The sequence below is a fragment of the Cellulomonas sp. JZ18 genome, from assembly GCF_009720485.1.
GTDB lineage: Bacteria > Actinomycetota > Actinomycetes > Actinomycetales > Cellulomonadaceae > Cellulomonas.
In genome coordinates this window covers 2896304-2913047 of sequence record NZ_CP045245.1, presented here as the reverse complement: position 1 = coordinate 2913047, position 16744 = coordinate 2896304, and the positions used below count along the sequence as shown (strand labels likewise).

The window sequence follows — 16744 nt, the reverse complement described above, 5'->3', positions numbered from 1 at the left end:
AGGAGCGCCCATGCCCGGCACCCCGATCGTCCTGCTGCACGGATTCCCGCTCGACCACCGCATGTGGACCGACGTCGCGGCGCGGCTCGGCGGCGAGCGCCGCGTGCTGCTGCCCGAGATCCCCACGTCCGCGGACCGGCTCGCCGAGGTGGGCCCGACGCTCGACGACGCGGCCGACCGCATCGCCGACCAGCTCGCCGCGGCGGGCGTGCGCCGCGCCGTCGTCGCCGGGCTGTCGATGGGGGGCTACGTCGCCCTCGCGCTGCTCGACCGGCACCCGGACCTCGTCGCCGGCCTCGCGCTCGTCGACACCAAGGCCACCGCGGACGCGCCCGAGGCGCGCGAGCGCCGGCTGGCCGTCGCCGCCGAGGTCGAGCGCTCCGGGACCGTCGACGCCGTGCGCGGCATGGTCGGCAGCGTGCTCGGGGAGACGACGCGGACCGCGCGCCCGGAGGTCGGCGAGCGCGTGGCGGCCTGGATCGACGCGCAGCCCCCGGCCCGCGTGGCCTGGAGCCAGCGCGCCATGGCGGCACGCGTCGACCGCACGGAGGTGCTGCGGCGCTACCGCGGTCCCGTCACGGTGGTCGTCGGCGACGAGGACACCGTGACCGGGGTGGACGCGGCCGAGGAGCTCGCGCGGGTCGCGGACGCCCAGCTCGTCGTGGTGCCGCGCGTCGGGCACCTGTCGGCGGTCGAGGACCCCGGGTCGGTCGCGGCCGCCCTGGCCGAGCTCGCGCAGCGCGTCGACCGGGGCTGAACGACCGGGCTGAACCGACCGGGCTGAACGACCGGGCTGGACGACCGGGCTGGACGACCGGGGCCGTGGCCCTCAGGCCTCGCCCGCGAGCACGCGGCGCAGCGCGTCGGCCATGTCGATCGACTCCCCGTCCTTGCCGCCCGCGCCGATCACCAGCGGCGGGTCCTGGGGCGTCGGCCGCACGCCGCGGAACCGCGCCGAGAGGCTGGCGGGCGCCGTCAGCACGTAGAAGGCGCCGTCGGTGCCGACGCCGACCGTCTCGTCGCGACGCAGGTACCAGCCCTGCAGACCCGTGCGGTAGCGCGCGCGCCCGTCGTAGCTGCGCACGTGCAGCGGCACGGGCGCGGGACCGCCGGCGCGCGCGGCCACGAGGAACTCCTCGATCAGCGCCCGCGCCCGCGCGGACTCGGCGCGCTGCCGCGCCGCGAGCGCCTCGGCGTGCGCACCTGCCGCCTCGCGCCGCCGCTCGCGCCAGCTCGCCGCACCGTCCGCCGCGGGCGGCTGCGACGTCCCGCTCACGGCCGGACGTCAGCGGGCGCCGGCGTCGTCACGGTCGGCCCGGGCGTCCCCGGCCTCGGCCCCGCGGCCGGTCCCGTCGGTGCGCGTGGCGTCCGTGCCGGCGTCGCCGCCGTCCGGACCCGGGGCGGCGTCGGCGGCGCCGGCGGACGGCGTCGACGCGCTCTCCGCGTCCTCGGACCCGCCGCGCGCCGCACCGGCGGCCGCGGGGGAGGGCACCACCGGAACCGCTGCGGAGACGGGGGCGGGCCGTGCCTTCGACGCCCGCGCGGGGCGGGCGGGACGGGACGGTGCCGGCCGGGCCGCGGCCGCCGGGCGGCGCTCCTGCGGCGCCTCCTGCCCGTCCTGCGCCTGGGCGCGCGACTGCTGCTCCTGCTCCTGCTCCTTGCGGAACGCCGCCTCGATCCGGCCGGCCTGCTCGAGCGCCGCACGGTCGGGGTTCGTGCCGAGCAGGTTGCGCAGCTCGTCGAGGTACGACGTGATCGACTCGCGCTGGCGGTGCAGGTCCTCGACCTGGCGCGCGGCGGTCGTGCGCTCGCGCTCGGCCTCGGTGAGCGCGTCCGACAGCTGCTTCTCGGCGTGCTCGCGGGCCTCGGCCACGACCCGGTCCGCGTTGCGGCGCGCCTGCGACAGCAGCTCGGCCGCCTGCCGCTCGGCGTCGGTGCGCACCTTCTCGGCGTGGGCGAGCGCCTTGGCGACGCGCTCCTCGGCCTCCGCCGCGTGCGCCTCCGCGTCCGCGACGAGCCGCTCGGTCTCGGCGCGTGCGGCGTCGTGCCGCTCGGCGTCCTGGCGCTCGGCGATCTCGTGCTGCGAGGCGATGGCCAGCTCGGCGTCGGCCAGCTGCTGCTCGGCCGCACGCACGAGCTCGTCGGCGCGCGCACGGGCGTGCGCGACGGCCTCCGCGATCGCGCGGCGCGACTCCGTCTGCAGCCGGTCGACCTCGAGCCGCGTGCGCTCGCGCAGCTCGCGGGCCTCGCGCTCCGCCGCGGCACGCACCTCGGCGGCCTCGCGCTCGGTCGTCTCCCGCAGGTCGTCGGTCTCGCGCTGGGTCGTCTCCCGCAGGTGCGCGGTCTCGTGCTGCGTGCGCTCGCGCAGCTCGCTCGTCTCCCGGTCCGCCAGGGCGCGCAGCTGGGCGGCGTACTGCTCGGACTCCGTGCGCAGCGTCGCGACCGCGTCCTCGGCCTCCGCACGCATCCGCGCGACCTCGTCGGACGCGGTCGCCCGCAGCTCCGCGGCCTCCCGCTCGGCGGTGGCGCGCACGTACGCGGCGTACTGCTCGGCCTCGGTCCGCAGGGCCGTGACCTCGGCCGTCACACGCTGCTGCAGCGCGGCCGCGTCGCGGTCCGCAGCCGCGCGCGTCGCGTCCGCGTACTCGGCGGCGGCCGCGCGCAGCGCCGTCGTCTCCTCCGCCGCGCGCTGGCGCCACGCGGCGACCTCGGCGCTCGTCTCCGACCGCACGCGTGCGGCGTACCGCTCCGCGTCGCCGCGCAGCTGGGCCGCCTCCGCCTCGGTGCGCTGGCGCAGCTCGGTCGTGTCCTCGTCGGCGCTCTGGCGCAGGTCCTGCGCGTAGCGCTCGGCCTCCTCCCGCAGCGCGGCGGTCTCCGCCTCGGTGCGGCTGCGCAGCTCGGTCGCGGTGCGCTCGGTCGCGACGCGCAGCTGCGTCGCCTCGTTCTCCACGCGCGCCCGCAGCGTGCCGAGCTCGCGCTCGAGCGAGGTGCGGCGCTCGCTCTCCTCGGTCGTGATCGCGCTCTGGATGCGCGCGGCCTCGCGCTCGGCGGACCCGACCAGCTCCTCCGCGCGCCGCTGTGCGGCGAGCAGGGCGCTCTCCGCCTCGGCGGCGGCGGTCGTGCGCACCTCCTCGGCCTCGCGGCGCGCCGTCGCGAGCAGCTCCGCCACCTCGTTCTCCGCCCGCGCGCGCAGCTGGCCGGCCGCGAGCTTCGCGCGCGCCAGGGCGTCCGCGGCCTGCGCGTTCGCCTGCGAGACGACGTCGGAGGACTGCTCCTCGGCCGAGCGCAGCAGCTGCTCGATCCGCGACCCGAGCCCCGAGTACGTCGGGCGCTCGGCCTCCCGCAGGTGGCGCTTCGCCTCGGACAGCTCACCCGCGACCTGCAGCTTCTCGGCGTCCAGCGCCTCGACGCGCGCACGGGCCTCGGCGAGCGCCTGCTCGAGCGACGCGACGGCCTGGTCGACGGCCTCGCGGTCGTAGCCGCGGAAGCTGACGACGGGGAACGGGGTCCGGGCATCGGGCACGGGGGCATCCTCCAGGGGTGGGGGCCCGGCGGTCGCGGATGGCCGAGGACGTCCTCGGCGGGGCCGGTGCTCCGGGGCCAGGATACGCGTGGACGGGCCCCGGGCCAGGGCCGCGGGGGTGCGTCGGGCGCGTCCGGTCGGGGGACCGCCGGACGTCCGTCGGGCGCCGCTCACGGCCCCGGACGCGACGGCCCGTCCCGGGCCGACCCGTCCCGGTTCGCCCGGTCCGGCACCTCCCGGCCTATCCTGGATCGTTCGTCGGCGAGAGGATCCTGCGTGCTCAAGCGACTGCTGGTCGCCCTGGTCGGCGTCGTCGGCGTCGTCGTGATCGCCCTCGGCGTCGCCTCGGCGACCCTCTGGCGCGCCGACGACGTGCTCGTCGCCACCGTCGTCGGGGACGAGCACGTCCTGGTCACGGACCCGGGCGTGCTCGAGCTCGCGGCCACCGAGGTGACGGTGCGCGTCGAGGCCGAGGACGACCAGCCGGTCGTGCTCGCCGTCGGCCGCGACACCGACGTCACCGGCTGGGTCGGCACCGACCCGCACCAGCGTGTGACCGGCCTCGCGGACTGGCACGAGCTCGCGGTCGCGGACGGCCCCGGCCCGACGGCGGAGCCCTCGGCGTCCGCACCGGCCGACGCGGCCACCGAGCCCGTGGACCCGGCCGCGCCCGCACCGGGTGCGGACGAGGGCGCGGACGCCGCGGCGGCCGCCGTCCCCGACCCCACGGGCTCGGACCTGTGGGTCGCGGAGACGTCGGGGGCCGGGGAGGCGGAGCTGACGTGGCAGGCCCAGCCCGGACGGTGGAGCGTGCTGGCCGTCGGCACGGGCGAGGCGCCCTCGCGGCTCTCCCTGGCCTGGCCGCAGGAGGTGACCACACCGTGGCTCGTGCCGTGCGTGGTCGTCGGGTCGCTCCTGCTGCTCGCGGCGCTGGCCCTGCTCGCGCGGGACGTGCTGCGCGCCCGGCGGCGGCCGGAGCCGGAGTGGACCCCGGTGCTCACCGGACCGCTGCCGGTCGTCGACGCCGACGGCGCACCCGTGCAGCTCACGCGGCGCCAGCTGCGCGAGCTGCGGGAGCGCGGTGCCGCGCTCGACGCCGGCGTGCGGGCCGCGCGCGACGAGTCGACGCCCGCCGTGGCGGCGACGCACGACCGGCCCGGCGCTGACCGACCCGGGCCCGAGCACCCGGCGCCGGCGCCGCCGCGGACCGCCGGCGCGGGCGGTCCGGCCGACGTCGGTACCCGTGCCGCCGACGCGACCGCGACGACGTCGCTGCCCGCCACCTCGCCGCAGACGCCGGCGGCCGACGCTGCCGCCGGCGCGGTCGCCGCGACCCGGAGCGCGCTGCGCGGGCTGGTGCGCCGTGGCGGGGAGACCCAGGAGCGGTCCGCGCGGGGCGAGGTGCGCCCGGACGCGCCGTCCGCGGCGGCTCCCACCCGGGACGACGCGCCCGCCCGCGGCCCCGTGCCCACGACGGAGCGCCCCGACGCGGCCGCCGCCCGGACCGGCGGACCGACCGCGTGGGCTCCGCGCCCGGGGACGCCCGGGCGTCCCGGCGGCGCGCACGCCCCGGCGGGCCCGGGCGCTCCCGTGCCGCCCGGCACGCAGGTCCCGGGCGCGCGCACGGGCGGCGCGCAGGGCGCCGACCCCCGCTCCCCGGCGTCCGCGACGCCGCAGGGCCCGTCGGCCACCGGTGCTGCGCCGGCCGGACCGCGGACGCCCGGCACGGCACGTCCGGCCTGGCTGCCCGGCGCACCGGCCGGGCCCGGCTCCCCGGACGCCCCGGGGCCCGGGGCGCCGAGCCCGCGCCGGGTCGGCCCTCCCGGCGGGACCCCGCCCTCGCGCTCCGGGACGCGCGGCCCCGCCGCGCCGCCGCCGTCGGGCACGCGCGGTCCGGTGCCGTCGCCCGGCGGGCCCACGGACCCGTCGTCGGCAGCGGCCGGCGGCCGGCAGGGGTGGACGCCCGTGCCGCCGCCGCCGGGCGCGCTCTCGTCGGCCCCTGGTGCGTCGCACCCGGACCACCCGGGCCGGCAGGCCCCGGGCGCAGGGGCGCCGACGGCCCGCCCCGCCTGGGTGCGCGACCCGGGCCAGGCCGGTGGCGCGGGCGCTCCCGGTCGGCCGCCCACGGACCGGCCCACGCACCGACCCGCGGACGCACCGGCCGCGCAGGACGCCTCGTCGCGCGCCGACGCCTGGCGCCGCGCCTGGGGGCTGCCCCCGCTGCCGTCCGACGCCGCGAGCGACCGCACCGACGACCGCACCGACGACCGCACCGACCGTGAGGAGGGCCGATGACCCGCGACCAGCGCCGCCGCGCCACCCGGGGGGTACGGCCGGCCGTCGTCGTCGCCGCCGCGCTCGCGCTGACGGGGTGCGCCGCGCCCCTTCCCGAGCCCAGCCCCGAGCCCGAGCCCGCCGTCCCGCCCCCGCCGTGACCGTGGACCAGACGCAGCGCGTGCTGGCCTCGGTCGGCGAGGTCCTCGCGGCGGCCGACGCGGCGTCGGACCCCACCGGCCTGCCGGCGCGGCTCGTGGGGCCGGCACTCGCTACGCGCACCGCCGAGTACGTGTGGGCGACCGCCACGGCCGGCGCGCGCCCGCCCACCGCGCTGCCCGTCGACGAGCAGGCTCTCGTGGTGCCCGAGACCGACACCTGGCCCCGCACCCAGCTCGTCGTCTCCGAGCAGCCGGACGACCTGCAGGCGCCGCGCGTGCTCGTGCTGCAGCAGGCGTCCGCGCGCGAGCCCTACAAGCTCTGGGGCTGGGCGCGCCTGCTGCAGGGCGTGCAGATGCCGCCGACCGCCGCGCCCGAGGAGGGCAGCCCCGTCCTCGCGCCCGACGAGGGGGGCCTGCTCGTGCCGCCGGCGGAGGTCGGGGCGCGGTACGCCGACGTCCTGACCAACGGCGACGCGTCGGCGCACGCGGCGACGTTCCAGCCCGACAGCTTCCGTGCCGCCGTGGAGCAGTCGCGCAACACGCTGGCGACGAGCCTGCAGGGCGCGGGTGCCGGCGGCCTCAGCGAGACGTACGTGGCCGCGGCCGCCCCGGTGGTGACCCTCGGGACGGCGGACGGCGGTGCCCTCGTCGTGACGGAGCTGACGACGACGTCGACGGTCACGCTCACAGGCGGGGCGACGATCCCGGTGGAGCCGTTCTACGCCGCGCTCGCGGGAGGCGTGTCCACGGCGGGCACCAGCTTCAGCCGCGTCTTCACCGGCGTGCTGGTGGTGTACGTCCCGCCCGCGGACAGCGGCGCCCAGGCCCAGGTCCTGGCGGCCGAGCACGTCGTGACGTCCGCAGCGGCGCAGTGACGTCCGCCCGCCGCCGCCCGGGTGCGCCCGGAGCGGCACCCGCGTCCCCGACACTGGTCCCGTGACCGTCCGCCGACCCGAACCGAGGAGCTCGTGATGTCGCAGCAGTCGCCCCAGCCGCGCCCGCGGCTGGACGTGCGTGGTGCCGTCGACCTGTCCGCCCTGGCACGTCCCGCCACGCCGCCGCCGGGAGCCCCCGGTGGTCTGCCGGTGGCCACGTCGTGGGTGCGGGACGTCGACCAGTCCACCTTCGGCGACGTCGTCCAGGCCTCGACGCAGCACCCCGTGGTCGTCGCCCTCTGGGCGTCCTGGAGCGAGGTGAGCCAGCAGGTTGTCGCCGACCTCGCCGCGCTCGCCGACGAGGACGGGGGCCGGTGGCTGCTCGCGCGTGTCGACGCCGAGGCCAACCCGCAGGTCGCCGCGGCCTTCCAGGCGCAGTCCGTGCCGACGGTCGTCGCGGTGCTCGCCGGGCAGCCGCTGCCGCTGTTCCAGGGCGCCTACCCGCGCGAGCAGGTCCGCGCGGTGCTGGACCAGCTGCTCGCCGCGGCCGAGGCCAACGGCATCACGGGCCGGGTGGCACCGGCCGACGCGACCGCGGCGCCGCAGCCCGAGCCCGAGCCGGCGCTCCCGCCGCTGCACCAGGCCGCGTACGACGCGATCGAGCGGGACGACCTCCCGGCCGCGCGCCAGGCGTACGAGCAGGCGCTGCGCGAGAACCCCCGTGACGACCTGGCACGCGCCGGGCTCGCGCAGGTCGGCCTCATGGAGCGCACGGCGGGGCTGGACCTGCGGACGGTCCGCGAGGCGGCCGCCGCCGACCCGGCGGACGTGGACGCGCAGCTGGCCGTCGCCGACCTCGACGTCTACGGGGGCGCCGTGGAGGACGCGTTCGCCCGGCTCGTCGACGTCGTGCGCCGCACGCGCGGCGACGAGCGCGAGCGGGTCCGCCAGCGCCTCGTCGAGCTCTTCGAGGTGGTCGGGCCGGAGGACCCGCGGGTGGCCGCGGCGCGGCGGGCGCTGGCGTCGGCGCTGTACTGAGGCCGGCAGGCCGTCCGGGAGAACCGCGAGGAGAACCGCGAGCCGGCGGAGCGGGTGCGACCGGCGGACGGTGTGCCCACGGCGAGGGCGTCGGGGCGCCGCGGGCGCGGGTCTCCCCGGGCGACCGACGGTGTGACGCAGGACGCGCGTCGGCGACTTGCATCGCTGCGGGGGGCTGCGTAACTTACTCGAGGCCGCCCGGCAGGGAGGAACGGACACCAGGTCAGCACGACCCGGTGGACGGTCCCGCGGGACGGTCCCCGGACTTCCACAGCACCGGCTTCGCGCCGGTGTCGAGGAGCGCCCGGGAGCGGTTGGTGCGCCCGGCTGGTCCGAGCGTCGCGGGTACCCCGCACGGGGAGCGCGACGCGGGACTTGACCGAGCGGGACGGGATCGCTAAGTTAGAACGGTTGCCTCCGGGCAGGCGGGACTGCGAAGGACGCCACGACTCGTGGCGGGAACACGCAGCCTCACCTGCTGGTCGAGGCAGACGTCGGCGGAGCTCGGGACCGGCCACCACGGTGGACAGGGCACGAGAAATGCTCCGCTAAACTGGATGAGCCTCCTGCGGGAAGCCCGAGAGGGTGGATCGAGGATGAGCGTCTGTTCCTTGAGAACTCAACAGTGTGCCAAGTAGTCGATGCCATTTGTTTGGTGTCGAGCCCAGATCGTGATCCGCGTCCCCGTGGTGATGGTCTGGGGTAGAGACCAGTTTCGGCCCTGCTTCGTGTGGGGTTTCTTTGTGTGTCTGTTGCCTGCCGGGTTCGCCTGGTGGGTGGCGTGTGACATTTACGGAGAGTTTGATTCTGGCTCAGGACGAACGCTGGCGGCGTGCTTAACACATGCAAGTCGAACGGTGAAGGTCAGCTTGCTGACCGGATCAGTGGCGAACGGGTGAGTAACACGTGAGCAACCTGCCCTCCACTCTGGGATAAGCCTTGGAAACGAGGTCTAATACTGGATACGAGGCGCCCGGGCATCTGGAGCGTCTGGAAAGATTTATCGGTGGGGGATGGGCTCGCGGCCTATCAGCTTGTTGGTGGGGTGATGGCCTACCAAGGCGACGACGGGTAGCCGGCCTGAGAGGGCGACCGGCCACACTGGGACTGAGACACGGCCCAGACTCCTACGGGAGGCAGCAGTGGGGAATATTGCACAATGGGCGCAAGCCTGATGCAGCGACGCCGCGTGAGGGATGACGGCCTTCGGGTTGTAAACCTCTTTCAGCAGGGAAGAAGCGCAAGTGACGGTACCTGCAGAAGAAGCGCCGGCTAACTACGTGCCAGCAGCCGCGGTAATACGTAGGGCGCAAGCGTTGTCCGGAATTATTGGGCGTAAAGAGCTCGTAGGCGGTTTGTCGCGTCTGCTGTGAAAACCTCAGGCTCAACCTGGGGCTTGCAGTGGGTACGGGCAGACTAGAGTGCGGTAGGGGTGACTGGAATTCCTGGTGTAGCGGTGGAATGCGCAGATATCAGGAGGAACACCGATGGCGAAGGCAGGTCACTGGGCCGCAACTGACGCTGAGGAGCGAAAGCATGGGGAGCGAACAGGATTAGATACCCTGGTAGTCCATGCCGTAAACGTTGGGCACTAGGTGTGGGGTCCATTCCACGGATTCCGTGCCGCAGCAAACGCATTAAGTGCCCCGCCTGGGGAGTACGGCCGCAAGGCTAAAACTCAAAGAAATTGACGGGGGCCCGCACAAGCGGCGGAGCATGCGGATTAATTCGATGCAACGCGAAGAACCTTACCAAGGCTTGACATGCACCGGTAACACTCAGAGATGGGTGCCCCGCAAGGTCGGTGCACAGGTGGTGCATGGTTGTCGTCAGCTCGTGTCGTGAGATGTTGGGTTAAGTCCCGCAACGAGCGCAACCCTCGTCCCATGTTGCCAGCGGGTTATGCCGGGGACTCATGGGAGACTGCCGGGGTCAACTCGGAGGAAGGTGGGGATGACGTCAAATCATCATGCCCCTTATGTCTTGGGCTTCACGCATGCTACAATGGCCGGTACAAAGGGCTGCGATACCGCGAGGTGGAGCGAATCCCAAAAAGCCGGTCTCAGTTCGGATTGGGGTCTGCAACTCGACCCCATGAAGTCGGAGTCGCTAGTAATCGCAGATCAGCAACGCTGCGGTGAATACGTTCCCGGGCCTTGTACACACCGCCCGTCAAGTCATGAAAGTCGGTAACACCCGAAGCCGGTGGCCCAACCTCTTTGAGGGGGGAGCCGTCGAAGGTGGGACTGGCGATTAGGACTAAGTCGTAACAAGGTAGCCGTACCGGAAGGTGCGGCTGGATCACCTCCTTTCTAAGGAGCATCTGGCACGTGCCTGCGCCTGTCATGGGTGTGGGTGGGTGTCCAGGCCCATGCCTCCACCGCCAGTGTGTGGGGGGTGGTGCTCGAGGGTGGAACGTCGACTACGGCCGGCTTCGCGCTGGCAGATGGCCTAGTACGCCTCGTCGTGCTGCTGGGGAGCTTGTCTTCCTGGGGGTGTGGTGGGGGAGGGAACGGTTGGTCTGCTGGTGGTGGGGTCGGCCTGGCACGCTGTTGGGTCCTGAGGGAACAGCCCGCTTGTCGGGGTGTTGCTTCGGGGTCGCGAAGGTCTGCTGCTGCGGGTCCTGGTCCTGGTGTTGTGCCGGGGTGGGGGTCGGGTGGTGGGCTGGGTGGGCCTTCGGGTCTGTCGGTGGGTGTCGAACCGCCTGTGCACGCCAGTGGTGTGTGGGGGTAGGCGTGCCTGGTGCCGGCGGGGTCCGGTGGTTGCTTGAGAACTGCACAGTGGACGCGAGCATCTTTGAATGATCTTTGTGGTCAAGTTTATAAGGGCACAGGGTGGATGCCTTGGCACCAGGAGCCGAAGAAGGACGTAGTAGCCTGCGATAAGCCTCGGGGAGTTGGCAAACGAACCGTGATCCGAGGATGTCCGAATGGGGAAACCCCGCCACAGTCATGTGTGGTGACCCGCACCTGAATATATAGGGTGCGTGGAGGGAACGCCGGGAAGTGAAACATCTCAGTACCGGCAGGAAGAGATATTCCGTGAGTAGTGGCGAGCGAAAGCGGATCAGGCCAAACCGTGCGTGTGTTCAAGCCGGCAGGCGTTGCACGTGCGGGGTTGTGGGACCCGTCAGCTGATACTGCCGTGTCAGCAGGGAGTCAGAAAGTCGCGTCATAGTCGAAGGGCATTGAAAGGCCCGGCACAGAGGGTGGTACCCCCGTAGACGAAATGGCGTGGCCTCCCGATGGGGATCCCAAGTAGCTCCGGGCCCGAGAAACCCGGAGTGAATCTGCACAGACCACTGTGTAAGCCTAAATACTACCTGGTGACCGATAGCGGACAAGTACCGTGAGGGAAAGGTGAAAAGTACCCCGGGAGGGGAGTGAAATAGTACCTGAAACCGTGTGCCTACAATCCGTCGGAGCCTCCTTAGCAGGGGTGACGGCGTGCCTTTTGAAGAATGAGCCTGCGAGTTAGTGGTACGTGGCGAGGTTAACCCGTGTGGGGAAGCCGTAGCGAAAGCGAGTCCGAACAGGGCGTGTCAGTCGCGTGCTCTAGACCCGAAGCGAAGTGATCTAGCCATGGGCAGGGTGAAGCGCGGGTAAGACCGCGTGGAGGCCCGAACCCACCAGGGTTGAAAACCTGGGGGATGACCTGTGGTTAGGGGTGAAAGGCCAATCAAACTTCGTGATAGCTGGTTCTCCCCGAAATGCATTTAGGTGCAGCGTCACGTGTTTCTTGCCGGAGGTAGAGCTACTGGATAGCCGATGGGCCCCACCAGGTTACTGACGTTAGCCAAACTCCGAATGCCGGTAAGCCAGAGCGTGGCAGTGAGACTGCGGGGGATAAGCTCCGTAGTCGAGAGGGAAACAGCCCAGACCACCAGCTAAGGCCCCTAAGCGTGTGCTAAGTGGGAAAGGATGTGGAGTTGCACAGACAACCAGGAGGTTGGCTTAGAAGCAGCCACCCTTGAAAGAGTGCGTAATAGCTCACTGGTCAAGTGATTCCGCGCCGACAATGTAGCGGGGCTCAAGCACACCGCCGAAGCTGTGGCATTCACACATCGTGACAAGCCTTCGTGGTTCAGTCGTGTGGATGGGTAGGGGAGCGTCGTGTGGGCGGTGAAGCCGCGGGGGAACCCAGTGGTGGAGCCCACACGAGTGAGAATGCAGGCATGAGTAGCGAAAGACGGGTGAGAAACCCGTCCGCCGAATGACCAAGGGTTCCAGGGCCAGGCTAATCCGCCCTGGGTAAGTCGGGACCTAAGGCGAGGCCGACAGGCGTAGTCGATGGACAACGGGTTGATATTCCCGTACCGGCGAAGAACCGCCCATACCGAGCCCGGTGATGCTGACCGTCCGAGCCGGTGCACCGTCCCTTCGGGGACACCGCACCGGGGAGCACGGGACCCGAACCGGTAGTAGGTAAGCGTGTTAACAGGGGTGACGCAGGAAGGTAGCCCAGCGTGGCGATGGTAGTCCACGTCCAAGGCCGTAGGGCGAGGTGCAGGCAAATCCGCACCTCACGTAGCCTGAGAACCGACGGGTACCGCGTATGCGGGAAATGGGTGATCCTATGCTGCCAAGAAAAGCCTCGACGCGAGGTTCTAGCCGCCCGTACCCCAAACCGACTCAGGTGGTCAGGTAGAGAATACCAAGGCGATCGAGAGAATCGTGGTTAAGGAACTCGGCAAAATGCCCCGTAACTTCGGGAGAAGGGGGGCCTCAAGCGTGTACCGGTTCGCCCGGGAAGCGTGGAGGGCCGCAGAGACCAGGGAGAAGCGACTGTTTACTAAAAACACAGGTCCGTGCGAAGTCGCAAGACGATGTATACGGACTGACGCCTGCCCGGTGCTGGAAGGTTAAGAGGACGGGTCAGCACGCAAGTGCGAAGCTCAGAATTTAAGCCCCAGTAAACGGCGGTGGTAACTATAACCATCCTAAGGTAGCGAAATTCCTTGTCGGGTAAGTTCCGACCTGCACGAATGGCGTAACGACTTCTCCGCTGTCTCAACCGCGAACTCGGCGAAATTGCACTACGAGTAAAGATGCTCGTTACGCGCAGCAGGACGGAAAGACCCCGGGACCTTTACTATAGCTTGGTATTGGTGTTCGGTGCGGCTTGTGTAGGATAGGTGGGAGACTGTGAAGCCGGCACGCCAGTGTCGGTGGAGTCATCGTTGAAATACCACTCTGGTCGCTCTGGACATCTAACCTCGGTCCGTGATCCGGATCAGGGACAGTGCCTGGTGGGTAGTTTAACTGGGGCGGTTGCCTCCTAAAATGTAACGGAGGCGCTCAAAGGTTCCCTCAGCCTGGTTGGCAATCAGGTGGCGAGTGCAAGTGCACAAGGGAGCTTGACTGTGAGACTGACAGGTCGAGCAGGGACGAAAGTCGGAACTAGTGATCCGGCGGTGGCTTGTGGAAGCGCCGTCGCTCAACGGATAAAAGGTACCCCGGGGATAACAGGCTGATCTTGCCCAAGAGTCCATATCGACGGCATGGTTTGGCACCTCGATGTCGGCTCGTCGCATCCTGGGGCTGGAGTAGGTCCCAAGGGTTGGGCTGTTCGCCCATTAAAGCGGTACGCGAGCTGGGTTTAGAACGTCGTGAGACAGTTCGGTCCCTATCCGCTGCGCGCGCAGGAAACTTGAGAAGGGCTGTCCCTAGTACGAGAGGACCGGGACGGACGAACCTCTGGTGTGCCAGTTGTTCCGCCAGGAGCACGGCTGGTTGGCTACGTTCGGAAGGGATAACCGCTGAAAGCATCTAAGCGGGAAGCCTGCTTCAAGATGAGGTTTCCACGCCCTTCGGGGTGAGAGGCTCCCAGATAGACCACTGGGTAGATAGGCCGGATGTGGAAGGCAGGACCAACGACTGCCGCAGCTGACCGGTACTAATAAGCCGACAACTTGACACACTTCATTCTTTGCTACGCGTCCACTGTGCGGTTCCCGAGAAATCAACGGGTCCACGACCTGCTTGACAATCTCGACCGTGTTACGGCGGTCATAGCGAAGGGGAAACGCCCGGTCCCATTCCGAACCCGGAAGCTAAGCCCTTCAGCGCCGATGGTACTGCACTCGCCAGGGTGTGGGAGAGTAGGACGCCGCCGGACAACCATTCCACGAAGGCCCACCCGACACCGGGTGGGCCTTCGTGCATTCCCGGCACCTTTCGCCCGCGCGCCGACCGGCCCTTCCGCACCGCGCGGGCGCCGCCAGCAACCGCCGGCACGGCAGGAGGTGCGCCCGCGCACGGGCGCAGGAGGACGCGGTCGCGGCCGCCACGACGCCGGCTGCACGAGGGCCCGGTCGTCCAGGCCACCGGACGACGCGGCGCGGCGACAGGGCGAGAGAACCGCCCGGAAGAGGGGGGCGGCGCCGCCACGGTGCTCCCCGGTGCGCGCACGAGAAGGCCCCGCACGCCGCAGCGTGCGGGGCCCCGTCGTGCTCGAGGTGCTGCGCCCGTCAGCCCTGCTCGGGTGCCTCGGGGGCCGCGTCCAGGTCCGGTCCGGTGCCGAGGACGGTGCCGGCGGCGGGCGCGGGCCCGGTCGCCGGGTCGGCCACGGTGGCCACCGCCGCCGTGCGTGCCGCGTCGACCTCCTCCGGGTCGGGGGCGCTCGCGTCGCCCGTGCTGCCCGGCACCAGCTCCTCGGCGACGAAGACGACGGCACCGAGCGGGGGCACGCGCACGGAGGCGGAGTACGCCCGGCTGTAGTGCTCGACCGGCTCGGCGTCGACGCCGCCCAGGTTGCCGACACCGGAGCCGCCGTACTCCGCGGCGTCGGAGTTGAAGGCCTCGCGCCAGCGGCCGCCGTGCGGGAGCGGGAGACGGAAGCCCTCGTGCGGCACGCCGGCGAAGTTGACCACCACCGCGACGGCGGGTGAGTCCGTGCCCTTGCGCAGGTACGCGAGCAGGTTGAGGTCGGCCTCGTCGGACGCGAGCCACTCGAAGCCGTCGGGCGTGTGGTCGAGCTGCCACAGCGCCGGCGTCTGCCGGTACAGGGCGTTCAGGTCCTGCACCGCACGACGGACGCCCGCGTGCGCGTGGTCGTCGAGGGCGAACCAGTCGAGAGAGCGCGCCTCCGCCCACTCGCCCTGCTGCGCGAACTCCTGCCCCATGAACAGCAGCTGCTTGCCGGGGTGCGTCCACTGGTACGTCAGCAGGGCGCGGACTCCGGCGAGCTTCTGCCAGTGGTCGCCCGGCATGCGCCCGTACAGGGAGCCCTTGCCGTGCACGACCTCGTCGTGGCTGATCGGCAGGACGAAGTGCTCGGAGTACGCGTACACGAGCGAGAACGTGATCTCGTGGTGGTGGTAGCGACGGTTGATCGGCTCCTCGCGCAGGTAGCGCAGGGTGTCGTTCATCCAGCCCATGTTCCACTTGAGACCGAATCCCAGGCCGTTGCCCGAGGTCGGCGCGGTGACGCCCGGCCAGGCCGTCGACTCCTCCGCGATCATCATGATCCCCGGCGTGCGCCGGTACGACGTGGCGTTGGCCTCCTGGAGGAACGAGATCGCCTCGAGGTTCTCCCGCCCGCCGTAGACGTTCGGGCGCCACTGGCCGGGCTGACGCGAGTAGTCGAGGTAGAGCATCGAGGCGACCGCGTCGACGCGCAGGCCGTCGACGTGGAACTCCTCGAGCCAGTAGGTGGCGTTCGCGACGAGGAAGTTGCGCACCTCGGCACGGCCGAAGTTGAACACGTAGGTGCCCCAGTCCGGGTGCTCGCCGAGCAGCGGGTCCGGGTGCTCGTACAGCGGCGTGCCGTCGAACTGCGCCAGCGCCCACTCGTCCTTCGGGAAGTGCGCCGGGACCCAGTCGAGGATGATGCCGATCCCGGCGCGGTGCAGGCAGTCGACGAGGTAGCGGAAGTCGTCGGGGTGCCCGAATCGCGCCGTCGGGGCGTAGTACGACGACACCTGGTAGCCCCACGAGCCGCCGAAGGGGTGCTCGGACACGGGCAGCAGCTCGACGTGCGTGAAGCCCATCTCGACGACGTAGTCCGTGAGCTGGTGGGCCAGGTCCCGGTAGGACAGGCCCTTGCGCCACGACCCCAGGTGCACCTCGTAGATGCTCACCGGTCCGGCGTGCGGGTCGTGCGACCCGCGGTGCGCGAGCCACTCGTCGTCACTCCACGTGAACGTGGACTCCACCACGACGGACGCCGTCGCCGGCGGGACCTCGGTCGCCTTCGCCATCGGGTCGGCCTTCTGCCGCCAGGACCCGTCGGCGCCGAGGATCTCGAACTTGTACCGGGCGCCCGCGCCGACGCCCGGCACGAAGATCTCCCACACCCCGGTGTCGCCGAGCGAGCGCATCGCGTGCGTGGCGCCCTGCCAGTGGTTGAAGTCGCCGACCACGCGCACGGCCCGCGCGTTGGGCGCCCACACGGCGAAGGCCGTGCCCGTGACCTCGCCGAGGGTGCCGGGGTAGGTGTGGATGTTCGCGCCGAGCACGCGCCACAGCTGCTCGTGCCGCCCTTCCCGGACGAGGTGGCGGTCGAGCTCGCCGACGGTCGGCAGGAAGCGGTACGGGTCGTCGACGGTTCCCGGCCACCCGTCGTACGTGACCTCGAGGCGGTAGTCCGGGACCTCCGTGCCGGGCAGCACCGCCACCCACACGCCGTCCTGCTCGTGCCGCGCCTCGACGCGGGCGTCGCGCGTGACCACGACGACGCCGTCCGCCATCGGGCGCAGGGTCCGGATCGTGACGCCCCCGTCCCCACGTGCGGGCCGAGCACACCGTGCGGGTCGTAGTGGGTACCGCTCGCGACGGCGCGGAGCGTGCCGGCGTCGACGGGGACGGGGGTGGGGGCAGCCGCACTCATGTGCTTACCCAACCACTGCACGCACGTCCTCGCAGGTGGGGGCG

The 16744-nt window shown here is 71.6% G+C and carries 7 protein-coding genes, 3 rRNA genes and 1 pseudogene; 8 read left to right on the top strand and 3 right to left on the bottom strand.

Annotated features, from left to right (window positions below; all coding sequences use genetic code 11):
- The first annotated feature begins 10 nt into the window (after positions 1–10).
- A complete protein-coding gene (locus tag GC089_RS13165) occupies positions 11–757 on the top strand; it encodes an alpha/beta fold hydrolase (protein WP_155378038.1) in 747 nt (248 codons plus the stop codon).
- Positions 758–829: 72 nt separating this feature from the next.
- On the opposite strand, the gene GC089_RS13160 is transcribed toward GC089_RS13165, so the two are convergent.
- Positions 830–1276, bottom strand: coding sequence for a hypothetical protein (locus GC089_RS13160; RefSeq protein ID WP_155378037.1), 447 nt, complete (start codon positions 1274–1276; stop codon positions 830–832).
- Between the two features lie 9 nt (positions 1277–1285).
- Positions 1286–3523: a hypothetical protein gene (locus GC089_RS13155; RefSeq protein WP_230684801.1), complete on the bottom strand. Its 2238-nt coding sequence runs from the start codon at positions 3521–3523 to the stop codon at positions 1286–1288.
- 276 nt (positions 3524–3799) lie between these two features.
- On the opposite strand from GC089_RS13155, the gene GC089_RS13150 reads away from it, so the two are divergent.
- From GC089_RS13150 to rrf, 7 genes are all read left to right on the top strand, one after another.
- A complete protein-coding gene (locus GC089_RS13150; protein ID WP_155378036.1) occupies positions 3800–5818 on the top strand; it encodes a hypothetical protein in 2019 nt (672 codons plus the stop codon).
- The gene (locus GC089_RS19195) at positions 5815–5958 is read left to right on the top strand and encodes a hypothetical protein (RefSeq protein WP_230685294.1); all 144 of its coding nucleotides are present in this window, start codon (positions 5815–5817) and stop codon (positions 5956–5958) included. Before GC089_RS13150 ends, GC089_RS19195 begins: the two co-directional genes overlap by 4 nt.
- Positions 5955–6833, top strand: a complete 879-nt coding sequence (locus GC089_RS13145; protein WP_230685293.1) for a hypothetical protein — start codon at positions 5955–5957, stop codon at positions 6831–6833. Before GC089_RS19195 ends, GC089_RS13145 begins: the two co-directional genes overlap by 4 nt.
- 96 nt (positions 6834–6929) lie before the next feature.
- Entirely contained in the window at positions 6930–7871 is a 942-nt protein-coding gene (locus GC089_RS13140; protein WP_155378035.1) for a tetratricopeptide repeat protein, read from the top strand.
- Between the two features lie 789 nt (positions 7872–8660).
- A 16S ribosomal RNA gene (locus GC089_RS13135) occupies positions 8661–10183 on the top strand.
- A 499-nt stretch (positions 10184–10682) separates the two neighbouring features.
- Positions 10683–13790, top strand: a 23S ribosomal RNA gene (locus GC089_RS13130).
- Positions 13791–13871: 81 nt separating this feature from the next.
- A 5S ribosomal RNA gene (gene rrf, locus GC089_RS13125) occupies positions 13872–13988 on the top strand.
- Together the 16S, 23S and 5S rRNA genes form the textbook arrangement of a ribosomal RNA operon.
- Before the next feature lie 532 nt (positions 13989–14520).
- Here the strand turns inward: rrf and glgB are convergent.
- Positions 14521–16700 (bottom strand): annotated as a pseudogene (gene glgB / locus GC089_RS13120) (1,4-alpha-glucan branching protein GlgB); the annotation flags it as partial.
- Between the last annotated feature and the right edge of the window lie 44 nt (positions 16701–16744).